Origin of the sequence: Streptomyces sp. NPDC006259 (assembly GCF_042870975.1) — a bacterium.
Lineage (GTDB): Bacteria > Actinomycetota > Actinomycetes > Streptomycetales > Streptomycetaceae > Streptomyces.
Genome location: NZ_JBIAHY010000002.1, coordinates 1,207,545 through 1,223,904, shown reverse-complemented (window position 1 = coordinate 1,223,904; position 16,360 = coordinate 1,207,545). Strand labels below are relative to the sequence as shown.

General features: G+C 67.6%; 17 protein-coding genes and 1 pseudogene. 7 read left to right on the top strand and 11 right to left on the bottom strand.

Translation table 11 applies throughout. The features are described 5' to 3' along the window. Nucleotides 1-122 precede the first annotated feature (122 nt). Nucleotides 123-455: a DUF6415 family natural product biosynthesis protein gene (locus ACFYO5_RS11300; protein ID WP_388707212.1), complete on the bottom strand. Its 333-nt coding sequence runs from the start codon at nucleotides 453-455 to the stop codon at nucleotides 123-125. A gap of 169 nt (nucleotides 456-624) precedes the next feature. Here ACFYO5_RS11300 and ACFYO5_RS11295 point away from each other — a divergent pair, with 169 nt between their 5' ends. Further along, nucleotides 625-888 carry a hypothetical protein gene (locus tag ACFYO5_RS11295; protein ID WP_388706989.1) on the top strand — a complete coding sequence of 88 codons (264 nt, stop codon included), beginning with the start codon at nucleotides 625-627 and terminating at the stop codon, nucleotides 886-888. Nucleotides 889-975: 87 nt separating this feature from the next. Here the strand turns inward: ACFYO5_RS11295 and ACFYO5_RS11290 are convergent, their stop codons facing one another. The 5 genes from ACFYO5_RS11290 to ACFYO5_RS11270 all read right to left on the bottom strand — a co-directional run bounded on the left by ACFYO5_RS11290 (nucleotide 976) and on the right by ACFYO5_RS11270 (nucleotide 3,966). After that, complete coding sequence (locus ACFYO5_RS11290; protein WP_388706986.1) at nucleotides 976-1,158, bottom strand: hypothetical protein; 183 nt, start codon at nucleotides 1,156-1,158, stop codon at nucleotides 976-978. Nucleotides 1,159-1,302: 144 nt separating this feature from the next. Beyond that, nucleotides 1,303-1,653: a hypothetical protein gene (locus ACFYO5_RS11285; protein ID WP_388706983.1), complete on the bottom strand. Its 351-nt coding sequence runs from the start codon at nucleotides 1,651-1,653 to the stop codon at nucleotides 1,303-1,305. Between the two features lie 215 nt (nucleotides 1,654-1,868). Continuing rightward, a complete protein-coding gene (locus tag ACFYO5_RS11280) occupies nucleotides 1,869-2,783 on the bottom strand; it encodes an IS982 family transposase (RefSeq protein ID WP_388706980.1) in 915 nt (304 codons plus the stop codon). Between the two features lie 54 nt (nucleotides 2,784-2,837). Continuing rightward, the gene (locus ACFYO5_RS11275; RefSeq protein WP_388706978.1) at nucleotides 2,838-3,242 is read right to left on the bottom strand and encodes an SgcJ/EcaC family oxidoreductase; all 405 of its coding nucleotides are present in this window, start codon (nucleotides 3,240-3,242) and stop codon (nucleotides 2,838-2,840) included. A gap of 220 nt (nucleotides 3,243-3,462) precedes the next feature. Beyond that, nucleotides 3,463-3,966: a hypothetical protein gene (locus ACFYO5_RS11270; protein ID WP_388706975.1), complete on the bottom strand. Its 504-nt coding sequence runs from the start codon at nucleotides 3,964-3,966 to the stop codon at nucleotides 3,463-3,465. A gap of 1,402 nt (nucleotides 3,967-5,368) precedes the next feature. Between ACFYO5_RS11270 and ACFYO5_RS11265 the strand changes: the two genes are divergently transcribed. Together ACFYO5_RS11265 and ACFYO5_RS11260 are read left to right on the top strand one after the other, a co-directional pair. Then, on the top strand, nucleotides 5,369-6,166 hold the full coding sequence (locus ACFYO5_RS11265) for a PIG-L deacetylase family protein (protein WP_388706972.1): 798 nt from the start codon (nucleotides 5,369-5,371) through the stop codon (nucleotides 6,164-6,166). 88 nt (nucleotides 6,167-6,254) lie between these two features. Then, nucleotides 6,255-6,743 carry a hypothetical protein gene (locus tag ACFYO5_RS11260; protein ID WP_388706969.1) on the top strand — a complete coding sequence of 163 codons (489 nt, stop codon included), beginning with the start codon at nucleotides 6,255-6,257 and terminating at the stop codon, nucleotides 6,741-6,743. Here the strand turns inward: ACFYO5_RS11260 and ACFYO5_RS11255 are convergent. Then, nucleotides 6,721-7,026 (bottom strand): hypothetical protein, encoded by a 306-nt coding sequence (locus tag ACFYO5_RS11255; RefSeq protein ID WP_388707216.1) that lies wholly within the window; start codon nucleotides 7,024-7,026, stop codon nucleotides 6,721-6,723. The genes ACFYO5_RS11260 and ACFYO5_RS11255 overlap by 23 nt on opposite strands. Here ACFYO5_RS11255 and ACFYO5_RS11250 point away from each other — a divergent pair. Continuing rightward, a complete protein-coding gene (locus ACFYO5_RS11250; RefSeq protein ID WP_388706966.1) occupies nucleotides 6,982-7,476 on the top strand; it encodes a transposase family protein in 495 nt (164 codons plus the stop codon). The genes ACFYO5_RS11255 and ACFYO5_RS11250 overlap by 45 nt on opposite strands. 229 nt (nucleotides 7,477-7,705) lie before the next feature. On the opposite strand, the gene ACFYO5_RS11245 is transcribed toward ACFYO5_RS11250, so the two are convergent. Beyond that, the gene (locus ACFYO5_RS11245) at nucleotides 7,706-7,828 is read right to left on the bottom strand and encodes a hypothetical protein (protein WP_388706964.1); all 123 of its coding nucleotides are present in this window, start codon (nucleotides 7,826-7,828) and stop codon (nucleotides 7,706-7,708) included. 214 nt (nucleotides 7,829-8,042) lie between these two features. On the opposite strand from ACFYO5_RS11245, the gene ACFYO5_RS11240 reads away from it, so the two are divergent. Both ACFYO5_RS11240 and ACFYO5_RS11235 read left to right on the top strand, forming a co-directional pair. Then, nucleotides 8,043-10,733, top strand: coding sequence for a hypothetical protein (locus ACFYO5_RS11240; RefSeq protein WP_388706961.1), 2,691 nt, complete (start codon nucleotides 8,043-8,045; stop codon nucleotides 10,731-10,733). Between the two features lie 1,025 nt (nucleotides 10,734-11,758). After that, a complete protein-coding gene (locus ACFYO5_RS11235; protein WP_388707209.1) occupies nucleotides 11,759-13,201 on the top strand; it encodes a WD40 repeat domain-containing protein in 1,443 nt (480 codons plus the stop codon). Between the two features lie 8 nt (nucleotides 13,202-13,209). On the opposite strand, the pseudogene ACFYO5_RS11230 reads toward ACFYO5_RS11235, so the two are convergent. From ACFYO5_RS11230 to ACFYO5_RS11220, 3 genes and pseudogenes are all read right to left on the bottom strand, one after another. Further along, nucleotides 13,210-14,027, bottom strand: a pseudogene (locus ACFYO5_RS11230) (IS5 family transposase). Between the two features lie 112 nt (nucleotides 14,028-14,139). Then, entirely contained in the window at nucleotides 14,140-14,805 is a 666-nt protein-coding gene (locus tag ACFYO5_RS11225; RefSeq protein ID WP_388706958.1) for a hypothetical protein, read from the bottom strand. Further along, nucleotides 14,805-15,809, bottom strand: coding sequence for a hypothetical protein (locus tag ACFYO5_RS11220; RefSeq protein ID WP_388706955.1), 1,005 nt, complete (start codon nucleotides 15,807-15,809; stop codon nucleotides 14,805-14,807). Before ACFYO5_RS11220 ends, ACFYO5_RS11225 begins: the two co-directional genes overlap by 1 nt. 89 nt (nucleotides 15,810-15,898) lie before the next feature. Between ACFYO5_RS11220 and ACFYO5_RS11215 the strand changes: the two genes are divergently transcribed. Then, entirely contained in the window at nucleotides 15,899-16,210 is a 312-nt protein-coding gene (locus ACFYO5_RS11215) for a hypothetical protein (protein WP_388706952.1), read from the top strand. The last annotated feature ends 150 nt before the right edge of the window (nucleotides 16,211-16,360 follow it).

Genomic DNA, 16,360 nt, shown 5'->3' with positions numbered 1-16,360 from the left:
CTGGATCTGCTGCTCGACTTCCCCAGCCAGCTGCGCGACGATCCTGCGCATGTCCATACGGCTCACTCTATTCGGCGTGCCAACCCGACTAACCTGTTCGATCACGTCCGGGTGCGCGGCAGTCAGACGGTCCCCGTGACGAGTGCGGTCGCCAGGCGGTCCAGGCGTTCATACAGGGCGCGGACGAGGCGGGCGCGGTTCTGGACACAGTGCACGGTGCCCTCCAGCGTCGCGGATAGTCGACCTTCCGCCTCGCGCAGGACGACCTCGGCGAGCGCCTTGGGGCCGCTGTCCTTCGGCAGCTGGGCGGCGCGGCGGCGGACGTCGGAAGCGGCCGCGCGGGCGTGACCGGTCAGCTGGAGGGCGATCTGCTCGTAATCGCGGGTCGTGAGCGGGTCCTCGCCGGTCCACGCGAGGACGGCCTTGACGAGACTCTCGTACGGTTCGCGGTCCAGCGGGAGTTCCGCCGGGCCGGACGCCGGGCAGCCCCCTTCGCGGCAGGGGTGTGCCCGGCGTCGCGTGCGGCGTCAGCGGCCGACGGGCTCGGGATAGCGCTCGCGGCGCCGGTGCGGGTCGTCGACGCCGATCTCGTACCAGGGCTCGCCGCGCTGCAGCCGGGGCAGGGTGTTCACCCACACCGCCACGGTGATGCCCTTCGCGTGGGAGACGCACGAGAACGCCTGGCGGCAGTCGTCCCGGCCCGCCTCCCCCGGCTGGGATCCCCAGGACGCGGCGGAGATCGCGCGGCTACGGGCGCGGGAAGCCGAACTCGCCACGGCCATCGTCACGCACGCGTACTGGAGCGAGTTCGCCCCGGCCGATGTCCTCGCGGCCCGTGACGCACTCAAGCGCCACCACGAGCAGCAGATGGCCGACACCTCCAGCTAGCCGCCGACCGCTGACATCCTTCGTCAGCTGCGAGACGATGTCGACGACATCACCTGCAGCACAGACACCGGGACTTGCCGTCGGCGCTCAACTGGGGTGGGCGGCGGTCTTCAGCTTCCAGCCACTGCCGCTGCATCCGTTCTGCAGCGGGGGAAAGCGGTGGCCTTTGACGTCCGTGCTGTACTCGTGCGACTGCCCACAATCACATTGGTAGATCCCAGACTGCGGCACCACTTCGCCCGGGTGGTAGACCTGATCATCAGCGTTCATGTCTTGTTTCTACGGCGCGGGCCGGCGAAGCGCGATCTGAGCACCATCACGCGGGTGGGAGCACGGATGTACCTGCTCCGTAGGGTGCGTCCTGCTTGTGGGCGTCGGCGATGGCTCCGGCCCGTGGTTCGAGGCTGGGCTACCTCAGGAAGGTGCCGGGTGCTTGCTGTACACGTAGCCAAGAATGCCACCCACGACGGCACCGTTCTTCCATCCGAGGCCGCCACAGTTGTTGGTGGGCGAGCCGACGGGCACGGCCGCGTTCAGCGCGTTCACAACACCTGGTCCCGCGGTGGTAGCGCCACGAAGCGTAGGAGCGCCCGTGTTGGTGCATGCGTTGTTGCTAGCCGCGTTGCCGAACCCGATGATCGTGGTAGCTGAGGCGTTGACGGCACCTGCGGCAAGCAGCACCACCGTACCGGCGGCGGTTGCCTGGAATCGAAAACGCTGTCGCATGGACATCACCAACCTTCTGTTGGAATAGACGGTGATCACTGCTAACGAGGCAGGAGACCGTTGCGTCACGCGACGTTCTTCGCAAGCCTGTAGTCCCGTGGTCATGGCCCTGTAGTCCCGCGATCACCCGGCCGCCACCCGACACCAGCACGCACCCGGCCCACCCCGGCCGCGGGATCTCCCGCATTCCGCCGGCGGGGCGGTCGGGCGGCATCGACGACCGGTCTAGATGATCAATTCCAAGGGCTCTGTGGTTAGTGGTCGTAGTCGGTCAGTGAGCGTAGGACTGGCTGTCCGGTGTGGTCGTTGTGCCAGATCGCGGTGGTGAGCGCGAGGATGCGCTGCATGACGCGGGCCATGACATCGCCGGGTGTGCGCCCTCGGTGTTGTTCGAGATCGAGTTGGCCCTTGAAGGTCTCGTTGACCGACTCGATGACCTGCCGCAACGGCCTGAACAGGGGTGCCCCGGGCCGTTCTGGCCCGCCTTTGCGGGCCGGCCGCAGCAGCCGGATGTCCTGCTCGGCCAGTTCGTGTTCGAAGCCGCAGCCGAAGTAGTTCTTGTCGCCGATCAGCGTCTGGCCGGGCAGGGCGGTGACGAGTGCCGATTCGGCGGCGAGGAGGTCCAGCAAGGTCTCGCGTTCGTCGGCCTTGGCCCCGGTCAGGGCGAAGGCGACGGGCAGACCCTGGAGGGTGCAAACCAGGTGCAGCCGCAGGCCCCAGAAGAAGCGGCTGTGGCTGGCGCAGTAGCCGTACTCGGCCCATCCGGCCAGGTCGGAGCGTTTGACGGTCTCGCGGGAACGGCCGCATTCCACCGGTGTGGAGTCCACGATCCACACGTCGTCGCTCCACACGGAGGTGTCGGTGGCCAGCAGCCGGGTGACCCGGCGGAGCAGTCCGGCGGCCTTGCGCAGCCGTTTGTCGTAGCCAGGCTGCTTGGGCAGGTACGGGAAGAGATGTTGCAGGTGGGCGCGGGCATGGCGGAGCCACTTGGCCTCGGAGGTGAAGCCGAGCATGGCCTGCATCATCGCCAGCGTGACCAGTTCGGCGTCGGTGAGCCGCGGGGCGATCCCCACGACCGGCCGCCATGGTGCCAAATGTGGAGACGACTTCAGCATGTCATCGGTTCTCACATGCAGTGCGGTCGCGAGGGTGTCCAACTCTGTCTTCACACACTGATGTTGGACGCCCTCGCTTCGTGCGTGCAGCCAGTCCGTTCGAAGAGGTCAGTCGGTAGCGACCTGCGTGTTCTGGCAGGCGGTCAACAGCCAGCGGCCGTCGTTCTGCTTGGTCATCACGTACAGCGGAGCACCCTCGCTCTCGTCGTCCGGGGAGAGGTAGCGCTGACGCACTTTGACCGCCGCGACATCGGGGCGGATGAAGAGCACGTGGATCACCTCGTAGCTGACCTTGCCGTCCCAGCTGGCCGCGGGGAGTACCTTCCGGGTGAACTCCGAGATCGCTTGGAGGCCGATGAGAACCTTGCCGTGGGCCGTCGTCCAGACCGCGTCGGGGTGGAAGAGGGCGAGGAATTCGTCGGGGTCCTTGTGTTGCTGAGAGTGCTCGACGGTGGCAACGACCTGCTTGACGGCTTCGATGTCTGCGGCGTACGCCGTGGAATCCGTGTTCATGCCGACGATGCTGCTACCTCAAGCATGGTTGAGATCAAGAGAGGTGACCCGCCCCCACGGCCCACGGCCACTGCCCCCTTGGAATCGATCATCTAGGAGTCGGACGATCACAGCGGTACCTCCATCCCGGCGGGAACCCCTCCCGGCTTCACCCCTCAGCGGGACTTGGCGGCAGAACGACAGCAGCCGTGGAGCCCCGATCAGGATTGGGCGGGCAGCTCTACACCCGAGACGGACCGGCGGGTGGGCGGTCAAGGAGGGTGTCGAAGAAGCCAGCGAGCAGAGGTCGGGCGCGGTCGCGGTCGCGGAGTTCGTCGTGGCCGAACCGGAACACCTCGTAGCCGCGGAGTTTCAGGTCGCGGTCGCCGGCCATGGTGGCGGCGTACTTCGCGCTGTCGGGCTCGGTGCCGCCGTTCCGGGTGAAGTGCCGCATGCCGTCGACTTCCAGCACCACTCGCCGGGTGCCCAGGAGCAGCATGAGGAAATCCATCCGCAGGTTCTGCATGGCGTGCACGCCGCTCAGGCGGTCCCAGTTGGCGTGGTGGTAGTACCAGAACAGGTTCTGCTGCCCTGTGGATTCTTTGGGCAGGGAGTCCTTCATACGGTTGTAGAGGGCCCGGGCTGCCTGCTCCTGATCAGTGATACCTCGGGTTTCCTGCCACCAGGGCAGGAGGTGCTTCCAGAGCAGTCCCTCTTTGCCGACGGGGTGGTCGTAAACCAGCACCTTGTCGTCGCGCTCGGCTACCTCGATGTCGTTGTCGAGGGCGCTTCATCTTCGCCACCCTGGGCAAGCCCGACATCCGCTTCACCTGTTGCGCGGGCGGCGTGCGGTGCCGCTGCCGTGCTCGACGAGCTGGAACTGGGGATAGCCGTCTGCCCCTCCACGCGGTCGGCCCCGCCGCCTACTGCACCGCGCGTGCTGGCCGACCGCACCATGGAGGGTTCAATTTGCGTACTAAGCGCGTACGGACGGCATGCACCTGCCCGGCCCGTCGGCGTGGCCGGGCAGATTTTCCTCCCCCTCCGTGCCCCCCGCCGAGGCCCGCCGAGGCCCAGGCCGAGCGTGAGATCCGCACCCAGCGCACCCGCATCGCAGAACCGAGAGCCGAGGGACCGGGGAGACTGCCCGGAGCACCCCCGCGTCGGCGGGGAGGACGCCGGGGACGGGAGGCCGACCGCCCGGCACCTCGCGGGCCGCGTCGGCGAGCACCACCGGATCGCCGGAGCGGCGGGCCGCGGCGCCGGCCCGGCTCGCATAGTCGCCGGCGGCCTCGGTGCGGTCCTGCTTGACCGCGAGCTGGGACGCCGGCGGCCCGGGCGGCGCCGGCCGGGCCCGGCTCGATGCTGTGCGCGGCGCCGTCCAGGAGCAGCGGCAGCACTTGGTCGAGCCGGGCGTAGACGCCGGCGGCGAACAGCCGGCCGCCCGCGGCGACGTCGCCGGCGGACAACCGCGGCGCCGGGGCCGCCCACGCTGCCACCGGGTCGGCGAAGATACCGGCCCCCAAGGCAACTCCCGCCGCCAGCACACTGCGTCGCTCCACACCCGGCGCCTTCCGCAGCACGGCCCCGGCGGGCAGCCAGGGCCTGGTCGTGACGCTACGGCCGGGCGGGCCGGCCGCGGCAGGGCGCACGACGTCGACCGTGCGCGCCCTCGCCCCCGCCCCCGTCGCCCCCGCGCCGTGCCGAGGCGTGCCGGCCGGGCCTGCAAAGTCCCCGGGCGGCACCGATCTCGTCGGGCGCCGACGATCCGGGTACGGGGCAGTGCGACGGTCGCAGACATGGCCGCGGACCGTGCGACCCGGGATGGTTTGCGTCGCGTGCTGCCTACGCCACCTGCCGTCGAGGCGTGGGGCGTATCCCGTGTCATCGGGACCTGGCCAGGAGCGGACCCGGAAAGTGTCAGGAGTCCGGCACGAAACCTCATAGGGCCGCACGCCCAGGTGTGACAGGAGGGGACGCGTTGCTGCTGGTGGTCTCGCACCGTCCGTACGCTGCACGTTTTCCGGGCGAGTTCCTGTACGGATCGAACGCGAAATCCTGCACGGAATGCACGCGCAATCTTACAGGGAAACTGCCTCTAAGGGTTCCCGGCCCACTCCCGGCACGGGTCCATGGAAGATGGCTGTATGGCTACTGTTGTGGCGTTCCACGCCCACCCCGATGACGAAGTGCTGATGACGGGGGGCACCCTGGCGTGCGCCGCGTCCGAAGGGCACCGCGTCGTACTGGTCACGGCGACTGACGGCAACACCGGCGAGGCAACCGGCGAGGAGTCCGTGCGGATGCGGGAACTGCGGGCAAGCTCTGCTGCGTTGGGTGTCCACCGCGTTGTCCACCTCGGGTACGCGGACAGCGGCAGGGACGAGCCGATGCTCCCCGATCCTCCCGGCCGCGTCCGTTTCGCCAGGGTTGACACGGACGAGGCGGCAGAGCGGCTCGCGGAGATCCTCAGGGCCGAGCGGGCAGACGTCCTGCTGAGCTACGACGCCAACGGTGGCTATGGCCACCCTGACCATGTGAAGGTCCACGAGGTCGGCCGTAGCGCCGCCACGCGTGCCTCTGTCGCTCTCCTGCTAGAGGCGACGCTGCCAAGAGAGCCCCTCGTCCGAGCGCTGCGCCTGGCTTGCTGCCTTGGCTTGTCCCCGCGCGAGATCACCGAGGCGTTCCGTGGCGCCTATACCCCACGCGCTGCCATCACGCATCGCGTCGACACACGGCGTGCCGCCCGCCGCAGACGGGCGGCACTGGCCGCACACCAGTCGCAGGTGCACGGTACGGGTCGACTCGCCCCATTGATGCGCTTCGTCCTGCGACTGCCAGTGGCCGTCTTCGGTCTGCTGCTGGGGCGGGAGTGGTACGTGGAACCTGGAGCGACACCTGCGTACGGCCTCCGTTCCTCGATCTTCGCCGAACCACTCCGCTGATCCGGGCCCGCCCCGTCCTCTACCTCGGGGACGGTTCGGCGAAGGTGCGGCGGGGGATTCCTCATGGGGGACGCCTTGGGGAGGGGACATGCCGCAGCAGCTCCCGCGCGAAGACCTGAAGGAACTCCTGGACATCGCGCTCAGGGAATACGAGTGGCTCCGTCGCGAAATTGACCAGCGCATCGTCGCCCGCAGTCAACTCATCAACTTCATAGGCGCGATGGCTGTCCTGGCGTCGGCCGTGGGTACGATCCTGCTCACGGGTGGAAAGCAGGGGCTGTCGGGCATCTTCATCGGGGGAATCGGCGCCTTCTTCGTACTCGCCGTCGTCTACTGGCGGACGAGCAACAAGTCCATCATTCGGCTGGGAGCCTACCTCCAAGGACTGGAGGGGAAGATCAATATTTTGACCGTGGAGCTGTACGGAGAAGTAACGGTCGAATGGGAGACTCGGCGCGAGGACGTGCGCCAACAGTCCCCGAAATGGCTCATCAAGATCGCCGGCCGCGTTCTCGCCCTTTACCGCAGGGGCCGGTTGGCGCATCCCACGGACTTCAAGCACATCGGAAGGCCCTGACGAACTCGTGCACGACAAATGGTGAGACGTCGAGCCTGCAATGGTGGATCTTGGTCGGGTGGTGGGGAAGAGGGCTCGTGCAGTGATCATCAGCAACCGTCGCATCACGGGCCTGACGGGCGATGTGATCGCTGAACTTGTAGCTGAGAGAGGTCCTTTGCGGCATGAGCGGCACCAGGCCAAGCTGGCCTCTCGGCCGCGGAAGGGGGTCGTGGGTGGCGGGCCGAAACATCGCCTGATGTTCGTCGACCGCTTGCTGGCCACCCTCGTCCATCTTCGTCATGGAGCCACTCCCGACGTGCTGGCCTGCTGGTTCGGCTTGGACCGCTCCACCATCACCCGAGCCGTCGATGAGGTGCGGCCTCTGCTCGCCGAGCAAGGCTGCACCGTCAGCCCCGACGTGAGGAATGTGGACCCTGGCCGAGGTCATCGACCGCCTCGGCTCGAGCGGAACGACTGGCATCATCGATCGCACCGAGATCGACGCGCCCGACGTCGGTGCCTTCGGTGCCAGCCAACACGCCACCGTCCCGAGGACAGGCCGCACTGGTCACCACTCTCCGACACCGCAACAGCCGGGTGCACGCCCTCACCCGCACCGGGCTCCTCCTCCTCACGCTGCACAGCTGACGCAGGCCCACCCCCCAGGACAACGTCTTCTCCCGAGAGAGGCGGTCTTCCAGAGCCGCAGAAGTGCCTCCGACCGTGGACTGGGCGGAGATCAAAGGGATGAGGTCCCCACCGGAGTTGGCGGGGTAGGTCAGGAAGGGCTGGGGCTCGGCATCGGGGTCGACGACCGGTGATTCCGACCCGGACGGTGAAGGCACCAGCAGCAGCCCCCGGCCTTCCAGCCGCAGGTCATCTTGCATCCCGGAAGTGCAGGGTCGGGGGCTGGCACGCTGGCGTAGTGCGTACGCTCCGCTTCCAGCCCCGACCTTACGTCCATGCGGTCCGGCTGTGGGTTACCGGCTGAACTCCTCCAGGAGCCAGGAAGTGAGAGCTCGGAAGGCGCCGGCAACGGCACCGCCCAGGGCTGATCCGGCCAGGGCGAGGCGTTCACGGCGCGTCAGGTGAGTGCGGAGCATGGGATCTCCATGAAGTCGTGGCGGATGATGGGCAGCCGGCCGGCTTGCTGTCCACGTTGAGACCCATTTGGAGATCGACTATGAGTTGCGATGCTCCGCCGACTTGGTTGTCTGTTTTTGCCGTTCAGATTCACTGGCCCCTTATGTCGGGGACGATGGTGCGATGGATAGCGACGCGGGAGATCGCGCGGCAGGCAGAAGGAGGCCGCGGCCGGTGGCGCGTGCCCAGGCAGGGTGGCCGCTTGAGCTGCGACAGCTGAAGGACTTGCTGTACGACCTGTACACGGCGGCAGGCACGCCCAGCCTCACCAATATGGCAGCAGCCATCTCCGACGATGACAGCCTGCCGGGCGCACCGAGCCGGGACACCATCGCACGCTGCATCAGTTCGCCCACCCTCCCACCCGGCCGGGCGGACGCGGTCTCGGTCGCGGTCGTGTTGGCACGCTGGGCCAAGCGGGACCATGACCACGCTGCCGATGAGGTACGCAGGTTGTGGGAGGAGGCGCGGAAGAGCGTCCCTGCCGGCCGGCCGATCGGCGAGTACGACGACCGGCTCCTTGTCGACGATCTGGAGGTGCACCCGGCGCTGTCGCCGACGGAGGTCGGCACCGGGCGAAGCGCGTTGCCCGCCTACGTCCACCGGGGTTTCGATGCGAACCTGGCCCAGATGGTTGCCGCCGTAGTGGAAGGCGGGCGCAGCGACGTCGTGGTGCTGGTGGGCGGTTCGTCGACAGGCAAGACCCGGGCTTGCTGGGAGGCTGTCCGACGGCTGCCGCACGGCTGGCGGCTGTGGCATCCCGTTGAGCCAGACCGTGCGTCGGCCTTGATCGACCAGTTGGACCGGGTGGCGCCGCAGACCGTGGTGTGGCTCAACGAGGCCCAGCACTACTTGCTCGACCCTGAGCACGGCGCGCGGGCCGCCGCCAGCCTGCGCGCGTTACTCAACGCCTGCGACAGGGGGCCGATTCTGATCCTGGGCACCGTCTGGCCCGAGCACTGGGCCTCTCTGACCTCCGAGTCGAGCCGGGGCTCGGACCCTCACGCCCAGGCCCGCCAACTGGTCAAAAACCGAAGCATCGCCGTCCCTGGTGTGTTCACGGGCGAGGACTTGGTGGCGGCCCGGTCCTCGGCCGCCAGCGATTCCCGCCTAGCGGAGGCCCTCCAGCGCGCCGAACAAGGCCAGATCACCCAATACCTCGCCGGCGCACCCGCCCTGCTCGAACGCTACGGCGCCGCGCCGCCAGCAGCGCGGGCGCTGATCGAAGCCGCCATGGACGTTCGTCGGCTGGGTCACGGTCCCGTACTTCCGCTGCCCCTGCTGGAGGCCGCCGCCGAGGGCTACCTCACTGACATCGAGTGGGATCTGCTGGACGACGACTGGCTGGAACGCGCCCTTGCCTACACGGCAATGCCGTTGCGCGGTACCCGGGGCCCGCTCACCCGGATCCGTCCCCGGGCCGGTCATCGGTCGGAATCGGCCCGGCCGGACTACCGCCTGGCCGACTACCTCGAACAGCACGGCCAGCAGCTCAGACGCGGCGACCGCGCACCTGGCGCGGCGTGGGACGCGCTCGTCCGGCACGCGGCCCCGGGCGAGCGTGCCCGCCTCGCGAGTGCCGCCTGGGACCGGGGCCTGCTGCGGATCGCGATGCGCCTCTACGCCGCCGCTGCGGACGGCGATGGCACCGGCCGTCGTGAGGGGTGGCGGCTGGCGTCAGCCCTGCTCAAGGACGCGGGCCGAACGGATGAGCAGCGCACCTGGCACCTCCGTGCTGTTGCGGCCGATGACGCCGACGCCGTCCACACCGAGGCGCGGATTCTGCAGAAGGCGCAGGGGGTCGACACGGCGCTTGCATGGCTGCGGGGCAGGGCCGAGGCCGGAAGCCTCGCCGCGGTGCGGGCCATGGCCAGGATGCTGAAGGACGAAGGACGGTTGGAGGAAGCCCTCGAGTGGTTCCTGCGCGGTGACAAGGCCGGTGCTCCGCTGGCGTTGCACATCGCCCAGACTCTGCAGAAGCTGGGCCTGATGAACGAGGCGCTGCCCTGGTACGAGAAGTCCTTCGATCAGGGCGACTCAAGCTCCTTGCAGTGGGTTGCCCGCAGGCTGGACTCGGCGGGCCGGCGGAAAGAGGCGCTCGGCTGGTACCTGCGGGCCGTCGACGTGCTCGGTGGATTCCTCTTCCTCGATCGCGCGGCGGAGTTGATGCAGGAGTTGCAGGGGACGAAGGCGGCGCTCACGTGGCTCGGCGAGCGCGCCGACGCCGGGGACACCATGGCGCTGGGGGCGGCGGCATCGCTGCTGACGGAGGCGGGCCGGGAGGAGGCAGCATTCGCGTGGCTGCAGGAGCGGCAGGAGGCCGGCGATGCGGGGGCACTGCGGGAGATCGCGGTGGTTCTGAAGCGAGCGGGGCAGGAGGCGGAGGCGCTGACCTACTACGACCTAGCGGCCGGGGCGGGCGACGAGCTCGCCCTGATGTGGGGTGCGGAGATGCTGAAGCTGGCGGGGAAGAAGGACCAGGCGCTCACCTGGTACGAGCGCGCCGCAGATGCGGGAAACCGCCACGCTCCGTTACATGCGGCGAGGATCCTGCGGGAGGCAGACCAAGTGGACAAGGCCCTCACCTGGTACCTGCGTGCGGCGTCGGACAGCCCTGGCGAGCTGAGCAAGGCGGCGTCGATGCTGTGGGAAGTCGGGCGCCGACCGGAGGCGCTGGACTGGTACCGGCGCGCCGCTGCCGCCGGGGACCGCGATGCCCTGCGGTCAACGGCGGAGTTGCTGAACGAGATGGGCCGGGCCAAGGAGGCCGCCCAACTGACACGGGACGGATGGGAGCCCGACGGCACAATCGCCCAGCCGTGGAAGGTCATGGAGGAGGCTGCGTCGGACAACAGCGGCCTTTGAGCATTGGTCCGACTACCTGGCCGGTCGCCGGCCTGCTGGCGCCAGACGGTTTCATCAGACCGTAGGCGTACACGGCGAGGGTGGCTTCACGCTGGTGGCAGCCGACAGCGGAGTGGGCCGTTGTGGGAAAACCACGGACATCATGCGAAGGACGCCTCCCTGCCGGGCAGTTCCCGTCTCGAACAACCAAGGTCTTACAACGGCTAACACAATGAGATGGATCGGCCCTGATGGCCCTGTCCGGTGCGCGCGTTGAGCGGTTGGCTCGCTCTGGGAACGTCGCCTGGCTCGTGTCGGATGAGCTGTAGGACCGTCTGGAGCCGCAGCTTCCACAGCGTGAGCGGCGCTTCTGGAACCCGGGGCCACAAGCCGTTGCCGGACCGGGCGTGCTGTGCGGGATTCTGTTTCGCTCAAGCTGTGCCACGAGACGCGCAGCTGCCGAGCGGGGTGGGGCCATTCATCGGTTGCTGCTAATCAGGGAGCGCAGCACCGGCACTGCGGAACCTGATCCGGCCAGCCCGGCGAGTACGGCGCCTGCGACAGGTGCTCCGGTCAGAACAGTCAGGCAGCCCACCACAAGCCCTATGACGACTGCAGTAAGCAGTACGACGGTTGTGTGGAGGGAGAGGAACGGCGGTTCCGGCGGGGAACCGCCCGGGCAAGGGCCCGCCGGCGGCGGTGTCATGTGCGTCATGTCAGCACAGTGACCTCATACACGCGGCTGGCCTGCACAGATCGAACAACTCCGGTGTAGTCCGATCAAGATACATATATGTTCCGCTGTGTTCGGCCGAGTTCGCCGCTGTTCCGCCCTGACTGCCTACCCTTCCACGGAGGACGAAAGGGGGCGGCAGCGTGACGATGAAGAACAAGAGGGACAGCGACTCCTATCGGGGGGGGCGCTACGGACGCTGGGCCAGTCGCTCACCACCCTTAAACGCGCACGCCAGGCTCCCTCCTACGAACGGATCCGCTCCCGCGGCGTGGAACTGCTCGGTGAGGAGTGGGCAATCTCGAAGCCGTCCATGAGTGAAATCTTCGCCGGACTTCGTGGTCCCTCCACGATGGAGAGGCTGCTATGGCTGGTGCGCACGCTGCTGTCCTACAACGACGGCGAAGAGATCACCCCTCCTGAGCGCCAGGATCCCCGGCTGAAGCCATGGCGGGAGGTGTGGGGGAACTTGGAAGCTCTGCGTGCCGTGTGCCGAGGGTCCGCAGCCGTGAGGAGGGACGGTGATGCCCAGGCGCTAGTATCCGCGCTCGAGACGGCCCTGGTGTCCGCGCTAGAGTCGGCCGTGCCACCAGGCTCAGCCTCGCCGGGGACTCCCGCCTCGCCAATCAGCTCGGCCCCAAGCGTCGAAGGGCTCCTGGAACACTCTCGCGACTACCGGCGCAGCCGAACGGTGGCACAGTTGCGTGTCCTGGCCGAGAAAGGTATGGCGTCTGAGACGCTTCTTACGGTCCTCAGAAGCCGAGCTGTTCTCCTTGCCAGGTTGAACGACGGACGGGGCTCGCTCCACCGTACTGTTGCCTTTCATCCTGATGGCATCGCCATCGCCACCGCATGCTCGGCGATCTCCAGCGGAGGGGTGTCGTGGCTGTGGGACCCCATCACTTGCCGATCGCTTGGTGAAATATCTGGACACGAGGTGGGCGTATCCACAGTTGCTTTTTCCCCAGATGGACTACGCCTTGCAACGATCGAAAACTGGGGGCAGGTTCGACTGTGGGATGCCATGACCCTGCAGTGCACGGGAGAAGCGGACAGAGGGCACCATGGCAACGGAATAGCAGCTGCTTACTCCCCCGACAGTTCTCTGCTGGTCACCGCAGGAATCGACGGAGTAATGCTGTTTCGAAACCCGGTCACTGGGGATGTTGTGGGATCTCAGGTCAACTTTTTGGATGGAGGGTACTCTGCGGTCACTTCGATGGCTTTCTCACCGGATGGTCGTCTTCTGGCAACCGCCAACGCCTGGAGCGAGTACAGCCGGCCAGGGGATGTTGCCGTACGCATCTGGCGAGTGACCGGGCGGGACCCGGTCACGTGCGAGCTCGCCTGTGACCCGCTGCCTGGTGATGAGAAGGGTGTGAACTCCGTAGCATTCTCACGGGATGGATCTCTTCTGGCCTCCGGCCACGCCGACGGGTCTGTGCAGCTATGGCGGGTTGAAGGACTGGATCCGGTCACTTGCGAACGGGCCAAGCCACTGCGGGCTAGCCCAAATAACGCGGTTGGCGCCGTCACGTTTTCTCAAGATGGATCCCTCTTTGCCTCCAGCTGGAGGAACGGATTGGTGCTGCTGTGGCGGGTGAAGGGGCCGGACCCGGCTGCCTGGGAGCCCGCCTGCGAGGCTCTACTCGTCCCCGACGGCTCTGCCAATTCCCTTGCTTTTTCACCGGATGCGACTCTCCTCACTACCGGAGGGAGGGATCTGTTTCTTTGGATGTTGCCAAGTAGCCTTTAGACCATGTCCTACATGGTCATTTTGAGGAGCCGTTTGTAGCAGCAGAGAGCTGCAGCGAAGCCGAGGAAGGCCAGGTAGTTGGCGGGGTTGCGCTCGTAGCGGTGGTTGAGTCGGCGGTAGCCGGTCAGCCAGGACATGGTGCGTTCGATGACCCTACCTTCGGCGGCCGAGTCGTTCGCTGGACTCGATGCCCTTGCGGGCGATGCGGACGCCGATGTGCTTGCCCCAGAGCCATCGCCGCAGGTGAGGGATGTCGTAGGCCTTGTCGGCATGAAGCCGCACGGGCTTGGAATCAGCTGCATGGGATTCGTGTCCCATGTGGAAATGGGACAGCATCGGCTTCAGCGCGAGGCTGTCGTGGGTGTTGGCTCCGGAGAGTCCGACGCGTAGGGGCAGTCCGTCCGCGTCGGACAGGACGTGCATCTTGGAACCTGGCTTACCCCGGTCCACGGGGCTCGGACCTGCAAGTTCGCCCCCTCTTTTTAGCGCGGACGTGGGCTGAATCGAGGACCGCACGGGACAAGTCCACCAGACCCCTCTCGTCCAGGAGTTGGAGAACCTTCTGGTGCAGCCGGCCCCAGACCCCGGCGCGCGACCATATGAGGAAGCGGCGGTGGACGGTCGATTTCGATGCTCCGAAGCAGGGCGGCATAGCCCGCCAGGCGCAGCCGCTGACGAGCACGTAGATGATCGCGGCGAAGACCGCCTCATCATCGATGTTCGCGACTCCGCCGCCCTGCGGCCGAACCCGTGCAGGCGGCAGTAACGGGCTCGCCAACTCCCACAGCCCGTCCGGAACGATCCATCCCCACCGCCCACTCCCCATGACCGAACCAACGACCAACAGACCATGTAGGACACGGTCCTAGCGCTCTACTTGGCCGTTACGGCCAACCCGAACGCTCAGCGGCGGGACCGACGAGCTTGGCCTTCGGGGGTCAGGTGCCACCCAGGCCCCACGCATCGAGTCCGCCGTAGATATGGGCCCTGAGGCAGTGGGGGGCGTCAAAGCCCGAGGCTTCGCCGCGGTAGACGGCGATCAGGGAGTCCTTGCCCTGCCACCAGGTGTCAGCAAGTCCCTGGACTTCAGGTACCGGCTCGAATCCGTCGAGGTCCAGCTCCTCAACGGCGCCACCCTTGATCTTCGTGATCGTCTTGGCCCAGTAACCCGCATGGGCGGCCAGAGCCAGGGCTTCGACCCAACCCTGGGTGCTGGCGTGCAGCGGTGTCCAGTGGTCGGCGTCGATCCCGAACTCGCCTCCCGGCCCGATCATGAACCCGTAGGCCATCGAGACGCGACAGCCGCCTGCCGAGAACCGCCATCCGTCCACGGCCGAGCCTTCGGGCACATCGGCTTCCAGAACCCGTGGGCCGCCCTCGTATGCGGGGGCAGGGGGCAGAGCGATGCCGCCCCAGCGCTCTTGGAAGGCCACGGCCCGGTCGATCTCCGCAGGTGGTATCCCGTGTTGTAGCCATACCTCCCGACAAGGCGTGAGGTCGCGGCGGGGAACACGCAGCCCGTGCCCCTCGACGAAGTAGCGGGCTCGTCGGCTCAGGCCTTCAGGCGCCTGAGGGATCAGTGGCAATCGAGTGTCCGCCGTCATCACTTCTGCCTTTCGCAGGGAGAGGTCGATTCGGCCGGGCGCGGCGGTGCGAACGGCTGCGGAGCGCGGGACCAACGGACGGGGTCGCCGCCGGCGCCGCCGGTGAGCCAGGAACCGTCACCCAGGGGAACCAGCTCGAATGGGTTGCCCACCTCGACGGTGATTTCGCCGCTCAGCGTGCCGGTGCGTACGTCGACCAGGTGGTAGCGGAACCACTCCTCCTCGTCCTGACTCTCACCACCCAGGGTGACGATCGCCGTGTCCTCGGTCAGGTAGCCGCCGCTCCATTCCACGAAGGCCTCCTCCGGGTCGTACCCGAAGGCTTCAACGGGGAGGGTGAAGAGCACGCCCCCGTCGGGGTGATCGTGGAAGGCAACGTCCGCCTGCCCGTGGTCCACGGTCATGAACTGCTGCCCTGACGGCGCCAGGTCGATCAGGCAGCGGTCCGACCACGGGTACGTCACGAACTCCGGCTCGCTGTCCGCCCCGCCCGTACCCCGGAGAATGACGGAGCCGTCCTGGCCCTCACCAATGTCGAGGTAGACGCTGCCGTCCACGGGATGCACGTGGTGGAAGGCACCGTGCCCGACCGTCTCCAGCTCCCGGCGGGCGACAACCACACCACTATCGGCGTCGTGCACCACCCACTGGTCCCCACCCCCGCGTCCCGCCATCGCGTCCGGCCGGTAGACCCACACTGTCCGGCCGTCCTGAGACAGCGCACAGCCAGGCCGGTGGCCATGGCGTACGTCAGAGTACGGCTCGAAGCCCAAGGCCCACATCAGGTCGCCGGCACGCGTGAGGCAGACGACTCCGTTCAACGTCGTGTACACGACCCGCTCCAGATCCTGCCGGACCACCGACGCTACGACCTCGTCACCACCCCGCGGCTGGAACACCGCTGCCGGCTCCAGCGTCCCGTAGACGCCGGTGCCCACGACGTAGGCGTGGATCCGCCCGTCGCGGTGACGCGTGATGACCTTCGGTGGCGGCTGAGGAATCATCCGCTGAGGCTAACGCCCAGGCCAGGCTGATCAGGAGCGGGGGCGGTGAGCGCCCGAGCAGGGTAGGCGCGGGTCAGCTGGAGTGCGAAGTGCTCCGGTACGCGAGCGCCGCACGCTGGCAGGACACCATCCGCGAGAACCGGCCCCGGTCCAGCAGGCTGGACCCCTACAAGCCCTACTTGGAGCGACAGTTCGCCGAGGGATGCACCAGCGTCACGCGGCTGCACGGCGAGCTGGTTGCCGAGCGCGCTCCCGTCACCTACGCCATGGTTCGCGCCCACATCGCCACCTTGCGCGCGGCTCCTTACGGTGCGCCACCCCGGCTACCGACGGTGCGGCAGGTGACCGGCTGCTCACCCGTCACCCCACCGCCCCGAGCGAGGAGGACCGCACAGGCCTGAAGGATGTCCTGGCCCGCTGTCCCGAACTGGACACGGCCGCCGGCCATGTCCGCGACTTCGGCGAGATACTCAGCGACTGTCTGGGTGCCAGGCTCCTGGATTGACGCAGCTGATGCCAGCCAACTACCCGGCCTCACCGGCTGCGCGCTC